Below are 16,468 nucleotides of genomic sequence, written 5' to 3'. Positions count from 1 at the left end.
CCGGTGACATGGCGTGGCGCGCGGTCCCGGTGCGCCGTACGGAGGACTCTGTCACCTGACCGGGCCCGCCCCGCGTGCGGAGGCCGTGAAGGGCACGTTGGCTCGTCCCAGGGCAGCACGGGCGTTTCCCAACCCTCGGCGGCGCATGGGATGTACCGCCAACCGTGCCGCCGGAGGGCAGTCCAATGCGTACTACTCAGACGTTCGTCCGCGCCGGTCTGACCGTGGCGGCCACCGCCGCGCTGCCACTGGCCCTCACTGCCGGGCCCGCCGCCGCGGTGAACACCCAGATCACCGTGACCTCCAGTGGGTCCACGGTCCAGGTCAACACCACCTCGTGCCCGAGCGGCGGCGACGCCTCGCTGCTGTCCAGCGGCCAGACGAACTTCGCTCAGGGACGCCAGGTGGCGCTTTCTGGCACCGGCACCCAGAGCGCCTCGTGGTCGGGCGTCAGCGCGGGCACGTACACCGTCATCGTGGTCTGCGAGAACGGCACGACGGCGGGCACCCAGTCCATCACCGTGTCCACGGGCACAAGCCCCACGATCTCCGCGACGGCCACCCCATCGCCGTCTCCGACGCGGACGCCCTCGCCGACGGCGACGACGACGCGCGGAGTCATGGGCGGTACGGGCGGCAGCGCGAAGGACTACAGCACCGTCACCTACACGGCGGGCGGGGTCCTGGTGGCGACGGGCGTCGGGGCGACAGCCTGGGTCCTGCGCCGCCGCGCGAAGCCCAACCGGCTCTGATCACACCGTCGAGTCCCGGGAAGCCGGGTCCTGCGCGGGCAGTCGCCCGAACTCCTCCAGCGCATCCGTCAGCCAGCGGGTCCAGAACGTCTCCAGGTCGATCCCGGCGCGCAGGATGAGGTGCTGGAGCCGTTCCTGGGGCGTCTGTCTGCCGGGCGGGAAGTCCCGCTGCTGGATCTCCTCGTAGTCCGCCAACTGCTGCCGGTGCAGGTCGAGATGGTGGCGCAGATCCGCCTCGATGCCCGCGGTGCCGACCACGGCCGCGGCGCGCAGACGCAGCAGCAGCGGGTCGCGCAGGGGCTTCGGGTCCTGGGAGGCGGCGGTCCAGCGGGTAAGCTCGGCACGGCCCGCGGGCAGGACCTCGTAGCTCTTCTTCTGCCCGCGGGCCGGCTGCTCGGCCGGCAGGGCCCGGATGTAGCCCTCGGTTTCCAGTTTGCTCAGCTCGCGATAGATCTGCTGATGCGACGCCGACCAGAAGTAGCCGATCGACCTGTCGAAACGCCGGGTCAGCTCAAGGCCCGACGACGGCTTCTCCAGCAGGGCGGTGAGGATGGCGTGCGGCAGTGACATGAACTCATCCTAGGTACGCGGCGGTACGCCTCACGGGCGGGCAGGACGCCCGCAGCCGGTGCACTCGAGCGCTGCGCCCGAAAGCTGATCGATCGCCTACAGCGCCGCCGCCAGCTCCGTGCCCTGCCTGATCGCGCGCTTGGCGTCCAGTTCGGCGGCCACGTCCGCGCCGCCGATGAGGTGCACTCTGCGACCGGCGGCGCGCAACTCGTCGTACAGGTCGCGGCGCGGCTCCTGCCCGGTGCAGAGCACGATCGTGTCGACCGGCAGGACGGTGCTCTGCCCGCCGACGGTGACGTGCAGGCCTGCGTCGTCGATCCGGTCGTACTGGACACCCGGGATCATGGTGACCCCGCGGTGCCTGAGCTCCGTGCGGTGGATCCAGCCGGTGGTCTTGCCGAGCCCGGCGCCGACCTTGGAGGCCTTCCGCTGCAGGAGGTGGACGGAGCGCGGCGACGGGAGCCGCGCGGGCGCGGCGAGGCCGCCGGGCGCCCGGTGGTCCATGTCGACGCCCCACTGCCGGAAGTACGTCGCCGGGTCCTCGCTCGCCTTGTCGCCGCTGTCGGTCAGGTACTCGGCGACGTCGAAGCCGATGCCGCCCGCGCCGAGGATCGCGACGCGGTCGCCGACGGGCACACTGTCGCGCAGCACGTCGAGGTAGCCGACGACGCTCGGGTGGTCGACGCCGGGGATCTCCGGGGTACGGGGCGTGACGCCGGTGGCGATCACCGTCTCGTCGTAGCCGGCGAGGTCGTCCGCGGTCACGTACCTGCCCAACCGCACCTCCACTCCCCGCAGTTCGAGCTGCGTACGGAAGTAGCGCAGCGTCTCGTCGAACTCCTGCTTGCCCGGGACCTTGCGGGCCACGTTCAGCTGGCCGCCGATCTCCCTCGCGGCGTCGTAGAGCGTGACGTCGTGGCCGCGTTCGGCGGCGGAGACGGCGCAGGCGAGTCCGGCGGGGCCCGCCCCGACGACGGCGACACGCCGACGCCGCCGGGTCGGTGAGAGGACCAGCTCGGTCTCGTGGCAGGCGCGCGGGTTGACCAGGCAGGAGGTGATCTTGCCGCTGAAGGTGTGGTCGAGGCAGGCCTGGTTGCAGCCGATGCAGGTGTTGATGGCGTCGGGGCGTCCGTCGCGTGCCTTGTTGACGAACTCGGGGTCGGCGAGCATCGGGCGGGCCAGGGACACCATGTCGGCGTAGCCGTCGGCGAGCAACTGCTCGGCGAGATCAGGGGTGTTGATGCGGTTGGTCGTCACCAGCGGGATCGAGACGGCGCCCATGACCTTCTTGGTCACCCAGGCGTACGCGCCGCGCGGCACCGAGGTCGCGATGGTGGGGATCCGCGCCTCGTGCCAGCCGATACCGGTGTTGATGATCGTCGCTCCGGCGGCCTCGACGGCCCGGGCCAGCGTGATCACCTCGTCCAGCGTCGATCCGCCGGGCACCAGGTCCAGCATCGACAGCCGGTAGATGATGACGAAGTCCTCGCCGACCGCCTCGCGTACGCGGCGGACGATCTCGACGGGGAAGCGCATACGGTTCTCGTACGGGCCGCCCCAGCGGTCCTCGCGGTGATTGGTCTGCGTGGCGATGAACTCGTTGATGAGATAGCCCTCGGAGCCCATGATCTCGACGCCGTCGTAGCCGGCCTGCCGGGCGAGGCGGGCGGCGCGGGCGTAGTCGTCGATCGTCCGCTCGACCTCGTCGTCGGTGAGCGCGTGCGGGACATGGGGGCTGATCGGGGCCTGGAGGGCGCTGGGCGCGACGAGGTCCTGGTGATAGGCGTACCGCCCGAAGTGCAGGATCTGCATCGCGATTCTGCCACCCTCGCGGTGCACGGCCTCGGTGATGACGGTGTGCTGCCCGGCCTCCGCCTCGGTCGTGAGCTTGGCTCCGCCCTCGTACGGCCGTCCCGCCTCATTGGGCGCGATACCGCCGGTGACGATGAGCCCCACTCCCCCGCGGGCCCGGGCCGCGTAGAACTCCGCCATGCGCTCGAAGCCGCGCTCAGCCTCCTCCAGGCCCACGTGCATGGAGCCCATGAGTACGCGGTTGGGCAGGCTCGTGAAGCCCAGGTCGAGCGGGGTCAGCAGATGCGGGTAACGGCTCATGGGCCCCTCCGTGCGCGGTGTCGTCACGTCTGTTGTAGACGAGGGGCCGAGCTTTATGCAACTAGTTGCACAATGATGGCGGGGCCGATGTGACTAGGACCTCGTTCCGATGACGACGGTGCTGTACAGCTCCTCCGACACGGCCAGGCGCGGAACCAGCCCGGCGTCGGCGAAGGTTTCGACGGCGACGGATGCCTGGCGTTCGCTCGTCTCGACCAGGAGGGAGCCCGCGGGGGCCAGCCACAGCGGGGCCTCGGCCGTCACCCGGCGCAGGATGTCGAGCCCGTCGCCTCCGCCGTCGAGCGCCACGAGGGGTTCGTGGTCGCGGGCCTCCGGCGGCAGGAGGCCCACCTCTTCGGTGGGGACGTACGGCACATTGGCGGCCAGGACGTCGACGCGACCACGGAGGGTGCGCGGCAGCGGCTCGAAGAGGTCGCCCTTGTGGACGTGGCCGCGCTCGCCGACGTTCTGGCGGGCGCAGCGCACCGCGGCCGGGTCGATGTCGGCGGCGTGCAGCTCGGCACCGGGGAGGGACGCGGCGAGCGCGGCGCCCACCGCGCCCGAGCCGCAGCACAGGTCCACGACGACGGCCGGTGCTTCCGGGGCCGACGCGAGTGCCTGCTGGACCAGGAACTCGGTACGTCGGCGCGGCACGAAGACGCCCGGCTCGACGGCGATGCGCAGACCGCAGAACTCGGCCCAGCCGAGGACGTGTTCGAGGGGCAGGCCCGCGGAGCGGCGGTCCACCATGGCGGTGAGTTCGGCCGGGGTGCCGGCCGTGGAGACGATCAGCCGCGCCTCGTCCTCGGCGAAGACACAGCCCGCGGACCGGAGCGCAGTGACGACGGCGGCGTACGAATCGGAGGGGATGGAGGAGAAGGGCATGGAAGCCGAGAGCCTTTCGGGAACCCGAAGGGAGCTCTCCCGGTCACCTGGCGGCGGTGAACCCCTGAGGCGAGAGCACCCGAGCTGACACAGCGGTAATGGGGCTCACCTCCTCGGTCCCTGCACGGCTGGGGCGGTCCGCAGCCGGACGGCAACATTACACGGCCCCCGGAGGCCCGCCACGAGGCGGTCGACCGCCGTTCCACACGCAGTGCTCAGCCGGTGACCTCGATGACGGTCTTCCCGCGGGCGTGGCCGTCCTCCACCAGCCGCAGTGCCTCCGCGGCGCGGGTCAGGGGGAAGGTCTGCGTCACGAAGGGGTTCAGCTTGCCGTCGGCCACGAGGTGGGCGACCTCGTCGAGGACCGCGGCGGTGCGGGCCCGGGCGACGGGGGCGCCACCGAGGCGGCGCACTATGTCCTTGCCGCCCGCGGTGATCAACTTCGTGCGGTCGGTGAGGAGTTCGGCCGCGGCTTCGAGGACCTCGCCGCCGATGAGGTCGTAGACCGCGTCCACGCCGTCCGGGGCGGCGGCCCGTACATCGGCCACGAAGTCCGGGCCCGAGGGCACATGCACGGCGCCGAGCGACTCGACGAAGTCCTTCTTGCCCGCGCCGGCCGTGCCGATGACCTGCACCCCGAATGCGCGCGCGATCTGGGTGGCCGCAACGCCCACGCCACCGCCGGCACCCGTGATCAGCAGGGTCGAACCGGCGGGCAGGTCGAGCTGGCGGATGCCGTCGTACGCCGTCGCCCCCGCGACCGCCAGGACCGCGGCGTCAGTGAAGGAGACCGAGTCGGGCTTGTGCGCGGTCACCGCGACGGGCAGCAGGGTGTACTCGGCATAGCCGCCGCCGACCGGATTGCCGAACACGGCGTCGCCCACCGCGAAGCCGGTGACTCCCTCACCGATCTCTTCGACCACTCCCGCGGCCTCGTTACCGAACACCGCGGGCAGCTCGCGCGCGGCCTGGCCGGGGCGGGCGTAGCCGTTGCGCTGCTTGTAGTCGACGGGGTTCACGCCCGCCGTCCGTACGGAGACCAGGAGTTGACCGGGGCCGGGGCTCGGCCGGTCCTGGTCGACGAGGGCCTCGGTCTCCGGACCGCCGAACCGCGTGAAGACGTACGCCTTGGGCATCTCGTTCCTCTTTCTCCACCGGGATTCTCCACCGGGCTGCGCCTGCTCAGCTCAGCATGCCGGGAAGATCGCCGGGCGGCCATTCCCCGAAACCACTCCCCGCGCAGGCGCCGGGTACCGTGGATCGATGCATGTCACCCGAGGCTTCACCGGACGCCCGCACGTCCCCAACGCGGGGCTGCCGCCCGGTCAGTACGACGCGGGCGACGACTGGCCGGTCCTGTCCGCGGAGGTCACGCCCGAACTGGCGCCCGCGGACTGGACGTTCACCGTCGACGGGCTGGTGGCCGAGCCGCGCACCTGGTCCTGGGACGAGGCCCACGCGCTGCCGGCGTCGGCGTACGAGGGCGACATCCACTGCGTGACGAGCTGGTCGAAGTTCGGGGTGCGCTTCGGGGGCGTGTCGCTGGACACGTTCCTGGACCTCGTACGCCCGGCCCCGGAGGCGACGCACGCGGTCGCGTACTCCCACACCGGGTACACCACCAACCTCCCGCTGGCCGATCTGACCGGCGGGTGCGCCTGGATCGTCTGGGAGTACGGCGACGAGCCGCTGCCCGCGGAACACGGCGGTCCGGCGCGGCTGCTCGTACCGCATCTGTACTTCTGGAAGAGCGCCAAGTGGATCGCGGGGCTCAGACTCCTGGACCACGACGAGCCGGGCTTCTGGGAGCAGAACGGCTACCACCACCGCGGCAACCCCTGGGAAGAGCAGCGTTACTCCGGTGACTGAGACTCCGACGACCGAAGACCTTCACGTGACCGGGACGTTCACGCCCCCGACCCGGTTCGCCGTGCCCGGCCGCATCGCCGTGAACAACGACACGGCGACGACCTGGCAGTGCGCCACGCTCACCGAGATCCGCCGCGAGACGCCGCGCGTGGCCACCTTCCGGTTCGCCGTGCCCGGCTGGCGCGGCCATGTGCCCGGCCAGCACGTGATGCTGCGGCTCACGGCGGAGGACGGCTACACCGCCCAGCGGCACTACTCGATCGCGTCGCCACCCGACGACTTGGGGCACATCGAGCTCACACTGGACCATGTCGAGGGCGGCGAGGTGTCGGGCTGGTTCCACACCGTCGCCGAACCGGGCGACCAGGTCGAAGTCCGCGGCCCGAACAGCGGCTTCTTCGCCTGGACCGGCGACCGGCCCGCCCTGCTCGTCGGCGCGGGCTCCGGTGTCGTACCGCTGATGTCGATGGTCCGCCACCACCGTGCGCGCGCCCTGTCCGTGCCGCTGCGCCTGCTCGTCTCGGCCCGCGGACCGGAGGAGTTGATCTACGCGTCGGAATACGGCGCCGAGACCACGCCCGTGTTCACGCGCAGCGCGCCGCCCGGCGTGCCCGTGGGGCGCCTGTCGGCCGCGCAGGTGGCGGCGCTCCTGGCCGACGGGCCGGACGGCGGCTGGGAAGCCTACGTGTGCGGCTCCAACGGGTTCGCCGAGCACGCCTCACGGCTCCTCGTCGAGGCGGGGCAGCCGGTGGCCCGTATCCGGATCGAGCGCTTCGGCTGACGCTGCTCCGCGCGCCCTGAGCGGACTTGCCGAAGTCCGGTGCGGTACCGCCCTCGCTTCAGGGGCCGCAGGCCCCGATAGGGGCGCGGGGCTGTGACATATGCGGCTCCGCCGCGATGGGGGTCCCCCCCGGCTCATGGGGGTCCCCCCGCTCGAGCGGAGCCGAGAGTGGGGGAGAAGCCGAGAGTGGGGGAGCGACCAGCCACAACGAACCCGCAGCTTCGAACCGAACCTCCAGCGGAGCGCTAGTCGTGGGGGACCACCGCGACCGGGCAGGTGCAGTGGTGGATCACGAAGTGGGCCACGCGGCCGAGGCTCCCGCCGACCGTGGTGCGGCGGCCTATGACCAGCAGCCCCGCCTGGATCGACGCCTTCAGCAGGTGGTGTCCCGCCGGGCCGAACACCACCTGCTCCACGACGGTCGTCTCCGGGAACTTGTGCCGCCACGGCTGCAGAATCACCGCCAGGGAGCGGCGGTTGGCGTCCTCCTGCCCGGCCGTGTCGTCCCACGTTCGCGCGCCGACGGCGTAGCCGGGCGGCGGGGGCAGCGTCCAGGCGTGCACGACGTGCAGGGGTGCCGCGCGGACAGCCGCCGTGTCGAAGGCGTAGCCGATGAGGTCGTCGGCCGGGCGCGCCAGGTCCAGGCCGAGGACCACCGGCAGGTACGGGGCCTCGGCCGGCGGTGTCCCCTCGCCGACGGGCACGCGCTCGTCCTCGGGGAGTTCGCCCGCACGCACCAGCACCACCGGGCGCTCGGCGCGGGAGGCGACGGCGAGGGCGACCGAGCCGACCAGGAAACCGGCGAAGTCGCTGAAGCCGCGGGAGCCGAGGGCCAGCGCCTCCGACTCCGCGGCTGCGGCGAGCAGCGCCGGGACCGCGGGGGTTTCGGTGCGGCGGGCCATGATCTCCAAGGCCGGGTGGGCGTAGGCGAGTTGGACGGCGGCCCGGTCGAGCGTCGCTCGGGACGGCCCGCCGTCCGACGGCGATACGGGGTCGGGGCCGGCATGCAGCAGGCGCAGCGCGAGGTGACGGCGGTGAGCCTCGCGGGCCGCCCAGTCGGCGGCGTCCAGGCCGGCGCGGGAACCGTCGATGCCGACGGTGATGGCCCGGGTGTCCTTGCTCATGGCTCGCGCCGCCTTTCCTCGTGCCCTTCCGCGGGTTCCACGTGGGGCGCGGATCAGTCGTGGGCGGGCGGATCCGGCGGGCGCGTGCACTGACCGCCACAGGATGACGACTCAGAGGGTCCGTTCGGCGCCGACGGGGAACTCGGGTGGCGTACGACGCTGACCAGCCGCTCCGGAACCGGACGGAGACGGGGACAGCCGGACGCGAGCGATGAGGAGGTGTGGACATGGGCACGCGGGTGCGCGGCTGGCGTTGGCGGCCCAATCCGCTGCGCCGCCGCTGTGACGTGGTCGAGGCGTGGACGGCCCTGATCGTCGCCGTCCTGCTGTGCGTCGGCGCCCCGCTGACGGGGCTCGCCATGGGCTGGCAGGCGTACGACGCGGCGCGGGGCGCGGCCGCCGAGCAACGGGCCGAACGCCATCGGGTGCGCGCGGAGGTCACCGAGCAGGCACCCGCCGCGATACCCAGCGCCACGGGCGCCAAGCAGCCCGCCTACTGGGTCGGCGTGCGCTGGACCGAGCCCGGCGGGCGAGAGCGCACGGGCGAGGCCCGGGTCCCGGCCGGCACCCGCCCCGGCGACCACACCCATGTGTGGCTGGACGACGCCGGCCGGATCGTCGCCGCTCCGGCGGACAGCACGGCGATCTGGCAGCAAGCGCTCGCGGTGGGAGGCTGCGCCACGGTCGGCGCCGCGACCGCCGTCCTGGCCGGGCGCTTCGTCGTACGCCGGGTCGCCCTCCACCACCGCATGGCCGAATGGGAACGCGAGTGGGCCCGTACGGGACCGGAATGGGGCCGCCGCTGGGCATGACCGGGCCCGACCGGTGCGCGAAAAAGGGTCTGGTGACCCGCTGACGGCCCCCGTACGGTGTGATCATCCGCACCCCGACCCGTGATCCCGTAAAGGCGGTCATCCATGGCCTTGTTCGACCTGCCCCTCGACCAGCTCCGGAACTACCGCAGCGCGTCCGTCGAGCCCGAGGACTTCGACGCCTTCTGGGCCAAGACGCTTCAGGAGGCGCGCGAGTACGACCTGGACGCCTCCTTCGAGCCGGTCGAGACGCATCTCAAGACCGTGAAGGTGTACGACGTCACGTTCGCCGGGTTCGGCGGTCACCCGGTGAAGGGCTGGCTGACGCTTCCCGCCTGGGCGGACACGCCACGGCCGGCGGTCGTCCAGTTCGTCGGATACGGCGGCGGGCGCGGCCTTCCGCACACGCATCTGCTGTGGGCCTCGGCGGGCTTCGCGCACTTCGTGATGGACACCCGGGGTCAGGGCAGTGGCTGGGGCGGCGGTGACACACCGGACCCGGTGGGCAGCGGGCCCGCGTATCCCGGCTTCATGACGCGGGGGGTCGAGGATCCCGAAAGCTACTACTACCGGCGGGTGTTCACCGATGGGGTACGGGCCGTGGAGGCGGCCCGCTCGCATCCGCTGATCGACGCCTCGCGCACCGCGGCGGTCGGTGGCAGCCAGGGCGGCGGCATCACGATCGCGGTCGCCGGACTCGTTCCGGACCTGGCGGCGATCGCCCCGGACGTGCCGTTCCTGTGCGACTTCCCGCGCGCGACGACGCTGACGGACCGCGATCCGTACCGGGAGATCGGCAACTACCTCAAGACCCACCGCGGCCGCACCGAGCAGGTGCGGCGCACGCTGTCCTACTTCGACGGCGTGCACTTCGCGGCGCGCGGCCGGGCGCCGGCCCTGTTCTCGGCTGCCCTGGAGGACCAGACCTGCCCGCCGTCGACGGTGTTCGCCGCCTTCAACGCCTGGCCGCACGAGGACAAGACGATCGAGGTGTACGACTTCAACGACCACGAGGGCGGCGGCGCGTACCAGGAGGCGGCCCAGCTGGCGTGGCTGCCGCAGCGCCTGTAGAAGGTGCGGTTCCGTCGCGGTCCAAGAGTTCGGGGTCCTCGCCGGAGGGCGAGGACCCCGCCGTTCCGGTTCTGTGTTCAGGCCAGCACGGAGCTGAACACGTAGCCGAGTGCGTTGGTCGCCCAGTGGAGTCCCATGGGGGCGAGCAGGCTGCCGGTGCGGTGTCGCAGGTAGCAGAACAGGCAGCCTGCCGCGGTGGTGAGGAGCACGGCGCCGAGGGTGGCCAGGACGGTGCCGAGGGCCGAATCCCCGAAGAGCGAGCCCACGGCCTGGTTGGAGTCGGTGAGATGGAGCGACGGCAGGATGTGCCAAAGGCCGAACAGCACGGAGGAGAACACGGTGGCCGCGACCGCGCCGCGGGCGCGCAGCACGAGTCCGTAGAGGGCTCCGCGGAAGGCGACCTCTTCCAGCAGCACCGTGCCGATCGGCACTTTGATCAGCACCCGGCCGACGACCTCCGCGCCGCTCAGTCCGCTCGCCCTCTCGTCCTCGAACAGCCCGCGTGTGACGGGCAGCGTCGCCGCACACAGGTACACCGCCGCGACGATCCCGACCAGGGCGAGCGCCCAGCCGAGGCCACGGCGCAGCGTGTCCCGGGACAGTCCGAGGTCGGCCCAGCCGCCACCGGCACGGAACATGATCGCGATCAGCGCGGCAGAGGCGATCGCGGAGGTGAGCACGATCCAGGACGGCGCCCATCGGTTGTTGAGGAGGTTCGTGAGCACCAGCAGCGTGACGGCGGCCACGATCGCTGTCGCGGTGGACATCCGGTGGCTGTGCCTGCGCTGCGAAAGCTGCTCTGTCACCTCAGTCGTCCTCCAGGCCTCGGCTACCCCCGGCGCGTCGCCACCACCATCCGGCAGCGTGGGCTGCCGTCGTCCCTGCGGCCGAACTCGGGAAGTGTGTGCAGGTCCACGACGAAGCCGGCGCGGATCAGTTCGCGGCGTACGTCGCTGAGGCGGAAAGCGCGGTAGTACATGACGAACGGAGGGCGCCACACGGCGTTGCGTACCCGCATCGCCGTGTCGAAGGCGAGGAGCGCCCAGTAGCCGGGTGAGCTGGGGCGGGCCGGGGCCACGACGGGGAAGGCGAACCGTCCGCCGGGCCGCACCACCGAGTGCACCTGGGCGAACAGCCCCGGCAGTTCGCGCGGCAGAAAGTGGCCGAACGCCCCGAAGCTCACCACCAGGTCGAAGGCCGGACCGAACGGCAGGGCCCGGGCGTCGCCGCGTACCCACGCCACCGGCGGCCCGGCGGCACGCGTCCGTTCGCGGGCCACGGCGAGCATGCCCGCGCTGATGTCGACGCCGGTGATCCGCTCCCGGCACACGGTGCGCAGCACGTCGATGCCCGCGCCGGTGCCGCAGCACAGATCGAGCCCGCTGTCGAACGGTCCGATCCGCTCCAGCTCTCGTGCGACGGAGCGCAGTACGGGGTCCGGCGTACGGAACGGTGTGTGGTCGAACTTCGGCGCGAGCAGGTCGTATCCGTGCTCGACGGACGACAGCGCCTGAACGGCGAGCTCGCGGAACGTGGGGCCCTCAGGGGTGAACATCGAGGTCAGCTTAGCCAGGCACAAGCGCGCTGTGGTTCACAAAGAGCGAAGGTCACCTCGTGAACCACAGCGCGCTGTCTTCTTGTTACGGCGGGTGGGAACCGTGGCGGTCATGGTTTCCTCCAGTGTCGTGTGGGTGCTTTCACCCCACGACGAACGCCCCCTACGCCGATCGACACTCCGTGAGCCGCTTCTCCAGAAAGCGCCGCTCGGCATCGTTCTCCACCAGTTCCAGCGCCTGCGCGTACGCCTCGGCCGCCTCCCCCGTCCGCCCCATGCGCCGCAGGAGATCCGCGCGGGTGGCCGGCAGCAGGTGATAACCGGCCAGGTCGCCGGCCTTCTCCAGTTCGGCCAGCAGGGCCAGGCCGGCCTCCGGCCCCTCGGCCTTGCCGACCGCCACCGCACGGTTCAGTTCCACCACCGCGGAGGGCACGAAACGCCTCAACTCCCCGTACAGCGCGGCGATATCGGCCCAGTCGGTGTCCTCGGCCGTGGCCGCGGTGGTGTGGCAGGCGGAGATGGCCGCCTGGATCTGGTACGGCCCTGGCCGGCCGCGCCGCAGGGCGGTCTCCAGCAGGGCGGCACCCTCGTCGATCGCGGCGCGGTCCCATGCCGTGCGGTCCTGGTCCTCCAGTGTCACCAGTTCGCCCGCCGCGTCCACCCGCGTGCCCCGCCGGGCGTCGTGCAGGAGCAGCAGCGCGAGCAGGCCGAGCGTCTCGGGCTCGTCGGGCATGAGCCGGGCCAGCACGCGGGCGAGTCGGATGGCCTCCGTGCACAGGTTCGTACGCACCAGATCGGCGCCGGACGTGGCGGCGTACCCCTCGTTGAACAGCAGGTACACGACGCCCAGCACACCCGTCGTGCGCTCGGGCAGCAGATGGGCGGGCGGTACTCGGTACGGGATTCCGGCGTTGCGGATCTTCCGCTTGGCCCGCACCAGGCGTTGCGCCATCGTCGCCTCGGGTACGAGGAAGGCCCGGGCTATCTCGGGCGTGGTCAGCCCCGCGAGCGTACGCAGGGTCAGGGCGACCCGCGCCTCCATGGGCAGCGCCGGATGGCAGCAGGTGAAGATCAGCCGCAGCCGGTCGTCCGTCACTCCGCTGTCGTCCTCGTCGTCCGGGTCGTACGGCCCGTCGTCCCGCGCCAGCACCGCCACCTCCCGCAGTTTCGCCGCGCCCACCGCCTCCCGGCGCAGTACGTCCAGGGCGCGGTTCCGCGCGGTCGTGGTCAGCCAGGCGCCGGGGCGGCGCGGGACTCCTTCGCGCCGCCACCGGTCCAGAGCCTGCGCGAAGGCGTCCTGCGCGCACTCTTCAGCGAGGTCCCAGTCGCCGGTCACCCGGATCAGGGTGGCGACGACCTGGCCCCATTCCTCGCGGAAGGCGGCAGCCACCGCCTCCTTGACGTCGTTCACTCCCAACCGTTCACTCCCAGACCGGCCGCACCTCGACGGAGCCACCGCCCAGCGCGGCGGGATGCCTCGAGGCGAGCGAGATGGCCTCATCAAGGTCGGCGACCTCGATGATGTCGATGCCGGCGACGTACTCCTTGGACTCCACGAACGGCCCGTCGCTGAGCAGGACTTCGTCGCCCTGGACGCGCACCGTGGTGGCGTCGGTGGCCGGCCTCAGCCGTGCCCCGCCCTTGACGATGTCGCGGCTGCGCACCTCCTCGATGTACGAGGTGAAGCGGGGGTCGTCGGCGATCTCCTCGGGGCTGAGTTCCTCGCCGCCGACGGGGGTGCAGATGAACAGTGCGTACTTCATGACCGGGTCTCCTCCACGCCTGCGTCGAACGGGACCGAGAGGTGCTGGTGGACGATCTGCCAGCGGTCGCCGGCGGCACGGTAGCCGGTGGTCACGCGCACCGTGCTGTCCAGCGGTTCGCCGGTGGTGAGCGTGGCGCGCATCCGGACGAGAGCGTGGCTGAAGGCGACGCTCTCGTCCACCCGGACGCGGAAGTCGAGCACATCACGGCTCACGGGTCCGGTGACGGTGGAGAACCACCACTCCTGGGCCTTGCGGAAGGCGTCGACGCCGCGCTGCTCGAGACCGCTCATGGGGTGGAAGACCTCGACATCGGACGCGTAACAGGCCGCCATCCGGTCGATGTCCCGCTCTCGCGTGGCCCGGGTGAGTTCGTCGTCCAGGCGGCGGATCTCTCCTTCGGCGTCCTCGTCCTCCCAGAACGGGCGCACCTCCATGGCCCCGATCGTCGCCACGGGATGCTTCGAGGCCGCCTCGATGGCCTCCTCCAAGCTGTCGCACTCGAGGATGTCGTACCCGGCGACGTACTCCTTCGTCTCCGCGAACGGCCCGTCTGTACGCAGCACTTCACCACCACGCACCCGTACGGTGACCGCCTCGGCGGGGAGCCGCAGCCGGTGGCCGTGCAACCGTACGCCCTTCTGGACGCTCAGTTCCTCGACCCATGGTTCGACGGGGGCCATGCCGGAGGCGTCGGCGGTGTCGTCTCCGCAGACCAGCAGCATGTACTTCATGATCCCTCCTGGTGCTCATGAGGTTCTTGACACCCCACCGACGAACGGGCCGGCGCCGAATCGACACCTCCCATGATTGTCCTGCCGGATGGCAGCCACATCCGGAGCATCCAGGAGTCCTTCCCACGCGGCGCTCGTCCACGGTTGGATACGACGATGACCGACGAGCACGAGCGGATGATGAGGGCCAACCAGGCCAACTGGGACGCCCGTACCCCCGTCCACCTCGCCAGCCGGTTCTACGGCCTTGACACCTCCCTCGACCCGGAGCGCTGGTTCGCCGACTGGGAGTGGGAGGACCTCGGCGAACTGGCCGGCCGTGACGTGCTCCACCTTCAGTGTCACCTCGGCACGGAGACGATCGCCTTCGCCCATCGGGGCGCCTGGGCGGTGGGCCTGGACATCTCCGAGGCGTCGGTGAAGGCCGCGGCCGGTATCGCCGGGCGTGCGAGCGCCGACGTGGCGTACGTACGGGCCAATGTGTACGACGCCGTCGAAGCCCTCGGCGGGCGGCGGTTCGACGTCGTCTACACCGGCAAGGGCGCCCTGTGCTACCTGCCCGACCTGGACCGCTGGGCGGCCACGGTCGCTCAACTCCTGCGTCCGGAGGGCCGGTTGTACATTGCTGAGTTCCATCCCCTCCTCAACTCCCTCGGCCCGAAACCCGCCGAGGGCGAGGGTTCCGAACTCCTGCTGCGTCACGACTACTTGGGACGAGGGACCGCCGTGCACCGCAGCGGCAGGTACACGTACACGGACGGCCCGCCGGTTCAGGGCGCGACCGACAGCTATGAGTGGATGCACGGTCTCGGCGAGGTCGTGGGCGCCCTTGTCGGTGCGGGCCTGCGGATCGAGCGGCTGCGGGAGAGCGACGAACTGCCGTGGCCCCGCTGGCCCGAGATGGACCGCACCCCCTCCGGCTGGTGGCGCCTGCCGGACAGCTCCCCGCGCATCCCGCTCCTGTACGGGCTCCTGTCCCGCCGCTGAACAGAATCCCTCTGTGCTACGGTTGTTCTAGCACTTGTGTACGCCCTTTCTCGGGCGCCGGTGCCGATCTCATCTCAGTCAGCTGATCCGCCCGTCCCTTTCCGACCGGTGAAGCAGCTTCTCCGCACCACCTCTCTTCACGTACGGCCATGGCGTTCTCGCCCGCCGCACGAGAGGTGATGTCTCCGCCGTACGGGGCGTGCCCATGCCGCCCTGTCATTTCGGCCTCTCCCCCTTCATGACCCCATGACCTCATGGTTTCGTCCGCGAAAGGACCCACTCACATGACCACCACACTCGAACGCCCGCCTACTTCGCACACGCAGGAGCAGGCCACCGGCGTACTCGACATCACCTCCAACGGGCAGGGCCACCTGCGTGCCACCGGCTGCCTGCCCGAGTCCACCGACCTCCAGGTCTCCCCCGCGCTGATCCGCCGGTACGGCCTGCGCAAGGGCGACCTCGTCGAAGGCGTAGGCGGAGGCGGAGGCGGCAAGTCGCGCGCCCTCACCGGGATCGAGCGCGTCAACGGCCGCAGGCCCGAAGAGCTGCGCTCCCGCCCGCACTTCCGTGACCTCACCCCGCTGCACCCGCGTGAGCGGCTGCGGCTCGAGCACCCGGCGGGCGGCCTGACGACCCGGGTCATCGACCTGGTCGCGCCGATCGGCAAGGGCCAGCGCGGACTGATCGTCGCCCCGCCGAAGACCGGCAAGACGGTGCTGCTCCAGCAACTGGCCGCCGCCGTCGCCGGCAACCACCCCGAATGCCATCTGATGGTGGTGCTGCTCGACGAGCGCCCCGAGGAGGTCACCGACATGCGGCGTTCCGTACGCGGTGACGTGCTGGCCTCGACCTTCGACCGGGCGCCGAAGCAGCACATCGCGCTCGCCGAGCTGGCCGTGGAGCGTGCCAAGCGGCTCGTCGAAGCGGGCCGCGACGTCGTGATCCTCCTGGACTCGCTGACCCGGCTGTGCAGGGCGCACAACAACGCTGCCGCCACCGGTGGCCGCACCCTCAGCGGCGGTGTCGACGCCGCCGCACTCGCCGGGCCCAAGCGGCTCTTCGGTGCCGCGCGCCTCGCCGAGGAGGGCGGTTCGCTCACGATCCTCGCCACAGCGCTGGTGGAGACGGGCTCGCGTGCCGACGACTTCTACTTCGAGGAGCTGAAGAGCACCGGCAACATGGAGCTGCGCCTGGACCGCGCGCTGGCGTCCAAGCGGATCTATCCGGCCGTCGACATCACCCCGTCCGGCACTCGCCGCGAGGAACTCCTGGTTCCCGCAAGCGAGTTGGCGGCGGTACGAGGGCTTCGGCGCGCCCTGCACTCCCGCGGCGACACGCAGGCGGGGCTCGAAACCCTGCTGGAGAGGATGCGGGACACGCCGGACAACGCCACGTTTCTGCGTCAGGTCCAGCCGACCGTGCCCGGAGGTCGGTGAGCCTCCCCCGGTTC

17 protein-coding genes are annotated in these 16,468 nt (G+C 71.5%); 7 read left to right on the top strand and 10 right to left on the bottom strand.

The features are described from left to right. The first annotated feature begins 185 nt into the window (after positions 1-185). Positions 186-752 carry a hypothetical protein gene (locus tag ABD357_RS15145; protein ID WP_344390503.1) on the top strand — a complete coding sequence of 189 codons (567 nt, stop codon included), beginning with the start codon at positions 186-188 and terminating at the stop codon, positions 750-752. On the opposite strand, the gene ABD357_RS15140 is transcribed toward ABD357_RS15145, so the two are convergent. The 4 genes from ABD357_RS15140 to ABD357_RS15125 all read right to left on the bottom strand — a co-directional run bounded on the left by ABD357_RS15140 (position 753) and on the right by ABD357_RS15125 (position 5,455). Next, positions 753-1,322: a PadR family transcriptional regulator gene (locus ABD357_RS15140; protein WP_344390501.1), complete on the bottom strand. Its 570-nt coding sequence runs from the start codon at positions 1,320-1,322 to the stop codon at positions 753-755. 96 nt (positions 1,323-1,418) lie between these two features. Beyond that, positions 1,419-3,434 carry an FAD-dependent oxidoreductase gene (locus ABD357_RS15135; protein ID WP_344390500.1) on the bottom strand — a complete coding sequence of 672 codons (2,016 nt, stop codon included), beginning with the start codon at positions 3,432-3,434 and terminating at the stop codon, positions 1,419-1,421. 93 nt (positions 3,435-3,527) lie between these two features. Continuing rightward, positions 3,528-4,319 (bottom strand): putative protein N(5)-glutamine methyltransferase, encoded by a 792-nt coding sequence (locus tag ABD357_RS15130; protein ID WP_344390499.1) that lies wholly within the window; start codon positions 4,317-4,319, stop codon positions 3,528-3,530. Between the two features lie 215 nt (positions 4,320-4,534). Then, complete coding sequence (locus ABD357_RS15125) at positions 4,535-5,455, bottom strand: NADP-dependent oxidoreductase (protein ID WP_344390497.1); 921 nt, start codon at positions 5,453-5,455, stop codon at positions 4,535-4,537. 127 nt (positions 5,456-5,582) lie between these two features. Between ABD357_RS15125 and ABD357_RS15120 the strand changes: the two genes are divergently transcribed. After that, positions 5,583-6,188 carry a sulfite oxidase-like oxidoreductase gene (locus ABD357_RS15120; RefSeq protein ID WP_344390496.1) on the top strand — a complete coding sequence of 202 codons (606 nt, stop codon included), beginning with the start codon at positions 5,583-5,585 and terminating at the stop codon, positions 6,186-6,188. 25 nt (positions 6,189-6,213) lie between these two features. Beyond that, positions 6,214-6,969, top strand: a complete 756-nt coding sequence (locus tag ABD357_RS15115) for a ferredoxin reductase (protein ID WP_344390545.1) — start codon at positions 6,214-6,216, stop codon at positions 6,967-6,969. A gap of 245 nt (positions 6,970-7,214) precedes the next feature. On the opposite strand, the gene ABD357_RS15110 is transcribed toward ABD357_RS15115, so the two are convergent. Next, the gene (locus ABD357_RS15110) at positions 7,215-8,093 is read right to left on the bottom strand and encodes a universal stress protein (protein WP_344390494.1); all 879 of its coding nucleotides are present in this window, start codon (positions 8,091-8,093) and stop codon (positions 7,215-7,217) included. Positions 8,094-8,320: 227 nt separating this feature from the next. Here ABD357_RS15110 and ABD357_RS15105 point away from each other — a divergent pair, with 227 nt between their 5' ends. Together ABD357_RS15105 and ABD357_RS15100 are read left to right on the top strand one after the other, a co-directional pair. Further along, positions 8,321-8,905 carry an Rv1733c family protein gene (locus tag ABD357_RS15105; protein WP_344390493.1) on the top strand — a complete coding sequence of 195 codons (585 nt, stop codon included), beginning with the start codon at positions 8,321-8,323 and terminating at the stop codon, positions 8,903-8,905. Positions 8,906-9,010: 105 nt separating this feature from the next. Then, complete coding sequence (locus ABD357_RS15100) at positions 9,011-9,976, top strand: acetylxylan esterase (RefSeq protein WP_344390490.1); 966 nt, start codon at positions 9,011-9,013, stop codon at positions 9,974-9,976. A 77-nt stretch (positions 9,977-10,053) separates the two neighbouring features. On the opposite strand, the gene ABD357_RS15095 is transcribed toward ABD357_RS15100, so the two are convergent. From ABD357_RS15095 to ABD357_RS15075, 5 genes are all read right to left on the bottom strand, one after another. After that, positions 10,054-10,782 (bottom strand): CPBP family intramembrane glutamic endopeptidase, encoded by a 729-nt coding sequence (locus ABD357_RS15095; protein ID WP_344390488.1) that lies wholly within the window; start codon positions 10,780-10,782, stop codon positions 10,054-10,056. 23 nt (positions 10,783-10,805) lie between these two features. Further along, positions 10,806-11,531 (bottom strand): class I SAM-dependent methyltransferase, encoded by a 726-nt coding sequence (locus ABD357_RS15090; RefSeq protein WP_344390487.1) that lies wholly within the window; start codon positions 11,529-11,531, stop codon positions 10,806-10,808. Positions 11,532-11,694: 163 nt separating this feature from the next. Then, positions 11,695-12,948, bottom strand: coding sequence for an RNA polymerase sigma factor (locus ABD357_RS15085; RefSeq protein WP_344390484.1), 1,254 nt, complete (start codon positions 12,946-12,948; stop codon positions 11,695-11,697). 4 nt (positions 12,949-12,952) lie between these two features. Continuing rightward, positions 12,953-13,294: a YciI family protein gene (locus tag ABD357_RS15080; protein WP_344390483.1), complete on the bottom strand. Its 342-nt coding sequence runs from the start codon at positions 13,292-13,294 to the stop codon at positions 12,953-12,955. Continuing rightward, positions 13,291-14,028, bottom strand: a complete 738-nt coding sequence (locus ABD357_RS15075) for an SgcJ/EcaC family oxidoreductase (protein ID WP_344390481.1) — start codon at positions 14,026-14,028, stop codon at positions 13,291-13,293. The genes ABD357_RS15080 and ABD357_RS15075 overlap by 4 nt, the downstream gene beginning before the upstream one ends. A 156-nt stretch (positions 14,029-14,184) precedes the next feature. Between ABD357_RS15075 and ABD357_RS15070 the strand changes: the two genes are divergently transcribed. Together ABD357_RS15070 and rho are read left to right on the top strand one after the other, a co-directional pair. Further along, positions 14,185-15,015, top strand: coding sequence for a class I SAM-dependent methyltransferase (locus ABD357_RS15070; protein WP_344390480.1), 831 nt, complete (start codon positions 14,185-14,187; stop codon positions 15,013-15,015). 284 nt (positions 15,016-15,299) lie between these two features. Beyond that, positions 15,300-16,454 (top strand): transcription termination factor Rho, encoded by a 1,155-nt coding sequence (gene rho / locus ABD357_RS15065; protein WP_344390478.1) that lies wholly within the window; start codon positions 15,300-15,302, stop codon positions 16,452-16,454. Positions 16,455-16,468 lie beyond the last annotated feature (14 nt).

It is taken from the genome of Streptomyces vastus (assembly GCF_039532825.1).
Taxonomy (GTDB): Bacteria; Actinomycetota; Actinomycetes; order Streptomycetales; family Streptomycetaceae; genus Streptomyces; species Streptomyces vastus.
The sequence above is the reverse complement of the archived record's forward strand: the minus strand, read 5'-3'. Positions and strand labels throughout refer to the sequence as shown.